Origin of the sequence: Methylobacterium sp. WL116, from assembly GCF_008039455.1 — a bacterium.
GTDB lineage: Bacteria > Pseudomonadota > Alphaproteobacteria > Rhizobiales > Beijerinckiaceae > Methylobacterium.
This window is the reverse complement of record NZ_VRUV01000476.1, coordinates 1-3,555: the sequence shown is the minus strand read 5'-3', so window position 1 is coordinate 3,555 and position 3,555 is coordinate 1. Positions and strand designations below refer to the sequence as shown.

At 72.2% G+C, this 3,555-nt stretch carries 5 protein-coding genes; 3 read left to right on the top strand and 2 right to left on the bottom strand.

Annotation, left to right across the window (positions count from 1 at the left end; all coding sequences use genetic code 11):
• On the bottom strand, positions 1-341 hold a 341-nt coding region (locus FV223_RS23030), incomplete at its 3' end, for a hypothetical protein (RefSeq protein WP_147729169.1).
• Positions 342-717: 376 nt separating this feature from the next.
• On the opposite strand from FV223_RS23030, the gene FV223_RS23025 reads away from it, so the two are divergent.
• Both FV223_RS23025 and FV223_RS23020 read left to right on the top strand, forming a co-directional pair.
• Complete coding sequence (locus FV223_RS23025; RefSeq protein WP_147729168.1) at positions 718-1,146, top strand: Hsp20 family protein; 429 nt, start codon at positions 718-720, stop codon at positions 1,144-1,146.
• Positions 1,147-1,257: 111 nt separating this feature from the next.
• Positions 1,258-1,542 (top strand): DUF1150 domain-containing protein, encoded by a 285-nt coding sequence (locus FV223_RS23020; protein WP_147729167.1) that lies wholly within the window; start codon positions 1,258-1,260, stop codon positions 1,540-1,542.
• Here the strand turns inward: FV223_RS23020 and FV223_RS23015 are convergent.
• Positions 1,529-2,320 carry an alpha/beta hydrolase gene (locus tag FV223_RS23015; RefSeq protein ID WP_147729166.1) on the bottom strand — a complete coding sequence of 264 codons (792 nt, stop codon included), beginning with the start codon at positions 2,318-2,320 and terminating at the stop codon, positions 1,529-1,531. The genes FV223_RS23020 and FV223_RS23015 overlap by 14 nt on opposite strands.
• A 157-nt stretch (positions 2,321-2,477) precedes the next feature.
• Between FV223_RS23015 and FV223_RS23010 the strand changes: the two genes are divergently transcribed.
• On the top strand, positions 2,478-3,555 hold a 1,078-nt coding region (locus tag FV223_RS23010), incomplete at its 3' end, for a glycosyltransferase family 4 protein (RefSeq protein ID WP_147729165.1).

Here is a 3,555-nt window from a genome sequence, read left to right as displayed (position 1 = left end):
CCCCAGAGCCTGCGCCGGCCGCGCCCGATCAGGCCGACCAGCGCGCATTCGTGCCCGGTCAGCCGGCAGCAGGTCGCCGGCATGAACGGCCCGTCATCGGCCCGCTCGGCGCGCAGCGCGCGGACGACCCCGACGATCCCGGAGACGAAGCGGCCGCCGGCCTCGGCGCCGAGGAGCGTCTCCGCACCGTCGAACGCCGCATCCCAGCACGCGATGTCCCGCGTCATGTAGCCCGCGGCCACGAACCGGGCGACCGAGAGCGCCAGCACCTCCGCGTCGTCGCCGCAGACCTCCGCCACCCGCGGCATCGGCGCATGCTTCGACAGGATCGGTGCGGACATTCGGCCTCCGGAAAGTGCCTGCCGCACCGCCTCGTCACGCTGAAACGGGCCGCACTGTGCCTGCGGGGCGGAAGTATCCGAGGTGGAGGGCAAGGATCAAGAGCACGGCCGAAAATCAGAGCCGTTCCAAACTGTTACGAATACATCCCTGTTCTCGGCCGTCGTCTGTTGCCGAAAGATCCCGCCGTCCGTTGCCGCTTCTGCCCGTGCGTCCCGCCTCCGGCGCGGCGCGGCGTCCCTTGATGGGCCGGGTCGCCTCGTCCATATCTTGGCGTGCCGGGCCGCTGGGCCGGAAGGGGCGCTGCCGCCAGCGGGCCCCGCGACGAGGCGCCCACCGGCATTCGGGCACGGGGCCTCCACAGGGGTGTTGCCGCCGATGACCCGTCCATCTCCGTTCGGACACCCGTTCCTGCTCGGGTTCGACGAGATCGAGCAGGCCCTCGACCGGGTCTCCAAGGCCGCCAACGACGGCTACCCGCCCTATAACATCGAGCGTCTGGCCCGCACCGACCGGGAGCCGGACCGCCTGCGGATCACCCTGGCGGTGGCCGGCTTCACGCGCGACCAGCTCGACGTGATGCTGGAGGAGAACCAGCTGATCGTCCGCGGCCGTCAGGTCGACGACAAGGAGCGGCTGTTCCTCCACCGTGGCATCGCGGCGCGGCAGTTCCAGCGCGCGTTCCTGCTGGCCGACGGGATGGAGGTGCTCGGCGCCGACCTGTCGAACGGGCTGCTCTCGATCGATCTGGCGCGGCCCGAGCCCGAGCGGGTGGTGCGCCGCATCGCCATCCTCGAGCGCGATTGATCCGCGGGAAAAGCACCCCACATCAGGATCAGGCCCACGATCGCCGGATCGGTTCGATCAAGACGGGATCGTTTCCGGGCCGATTGCTCTGCCTCGAAAGGAGGGCACGACATGACCGACCTCAACACCTCCCCGCTGACGGCCGCCGACCTCGATCCGGCCGAATTCAACGCCGCCGACCTCGCGGCCCTGGGCGAAGGTCACATCGCCTACGTCCGCTCGATCCGCTCCGACGAGGTGATGCGGCTGTTCCCGCAGGCGCCGCAGCTGACGCCTGGCCTCGACCTGTTCGCCCTCCTGTCGGCCAGCGGTGCGCCGATCCTGCTTGCGGACTCGCGCGAGGTGATCCTCGCCAACGCCGCCGAGCACGACCTCTTCCCGGTCAGCCTGCACTAGCCGGTCTCGCCATCTCTGCCACCGCCGAGCGCAGCCGCGCGATATCCTGCGGCCGCGACAGGCGGTGGTCGCCGTCCGCGATCAGCGTGAGGACCGTGCCCGCCGACGGCAGCCGGTCCAGGATGCGGAAGGCGTGGGCGTGCGGCACGTCCGGATCGTTCATCCCCTGGAGGATGTGGACCGGGCAGCGCAGGTCGAGGGCGCCCGTCAGCAGGCGGTTGCGCCGGCCATCCTCGATCAGCGCCATGGTGATCGCGTCGGGCTCGGGCGCGTAGGCGCTCTGGCGCAGCCAGACGCCGTCCTGCTCCAGCGTGCGGCGCACCTCGGGCGGGAACCAATCCCACATCAGGTCCTCGGTGAAGTCGAGAGCCGGCGCGATCAGCACGAGGCCTGTCGGCGCCGGCGCCCCGCGCGCGGCGAGGTTTCGCGCGGCGAGGCAGGCGATCCATCCGCCCATCGAGGATCCGATCAGCACCGGCGCTTCCGGCGCGTGCGCGGCGAGCACGCCCTCGGCGTCGGCGAGCCAGGTCGAGATCGTGCAGGCCGAGAACTCGCCCTCGGATTCGCCGTGGCCGGAATAATCGAACCGCACGAAGCGCCGCCCCTCGGCGGCGGCCCAGGCGTCGACCGCCATCGCCTTGGTGGCGCCCATGTCCGAGCGGAAGCCTCCGAGCCAGACGATCGCCGGACCCGCCCCGTCGCGCACGCGCACGGCGATCCGGCGTCGGTCCGCTCCTTCGCCGACGTCGACGTGCTCCAACGTCGTCCCGTCCCGCATCCCGCTCTCCCGATTCGCCCGGCCCGCGCGTTCCCGACCTGAACGCCGCGTCTTCAGCCGCCGTTTACCAGACCGTAAAGCGTACCCGTGATCCTATGACAATGAACGCTTCCCTGCGGCCGCGGCCCGCCTGCGCCCTCTCGCCGCGCAGCCGCCGATGAACGGCGATTCCCGTCCGTCGGTCGGCTTCCCCGGCGACGCGTCGCCGCTGGCCGGTGCCTGCGTCCTCCAGATCATTCCCGAGCTCGACGCCGGCGGTGCCGAGCGCACCACCGTCGACATCGCGGCTGGCCTCGCGGCGGCGGGTGCGCGTGCGCTGGTCGCGACGGAGGGCGGGCGCCTCGTCGGCGAGCTTCAGGCCAAGGGCGGCATCTGCCTGCCGTTCCCGGCGGCGTCGAAGAACCCCGTCCAGATGGCTCTCAACGTTGGCCGCCTGGCGCGCCTGTGCCGGCGCGAGGGCGTGCAGATCATCCATGCGCGGTCCCGCGCCCCGGCCTGGGTCGCGCTCGGCGCCGCGCGGCGGCTGAAGCTGCCCTTCGTCACGACCTATCACGGCAGCTATTCCGGTCGTACCGGCGTGAAGGTGCTGTACAACTCGGTGATGGCGCGCGGCGACGTGGTGATCGCCAACTCGCACTACACCGCCGACCTGATCCGTCGCCTGCATGCCGAGCAGGCGGGCGACCGGGTTCAGGTGATCCACCGCGGAACCGACCTCTCCGCCTTCACTCCCGTCGCGGTCGGCGCCGCGCGGGTCGAGGCGTTGCGCCGCGTCTGGGGCGTCGCCCCGCACGAGCGCGTCGTCCTGCTGGCGGCCCGCCTCACCGCGTGGAAGGGCCAGCGTATCCTGATCGAGGCGGCGGCGCTGATGCGTGCGCAGGGCGTCGCCGATTTCGCCATCGTGCTCGCGGGCGACCCCCAGGGCAGGGTCGCCTACGAGCGCGAGCTCGACGCGCTGGTCGTGGCGCGCGGGCTCGAGGGCGTCGTCCGCCGCGTCGGGCATTGCACCGACATGCCGGCGGCCTTCCGGGCCGCCTCGGTCGTCGCGGTGCCCTCCGTCGAGCCGGAGGCGTTCGGCCGTTCCGCCGTCGAGGCCCAGGCGCTCGGCACGCCGGTGGTGGTGTCCGATCTCGGCGCGGTCCCCGAAACCGTTTTGAGCCCGCCCGAAGTGTCGGCCGGCCAGCGCACCGGCTGGCGCGTTCCCGCCGGCGATGCGGCGGCGCTCGCGGCGGCAC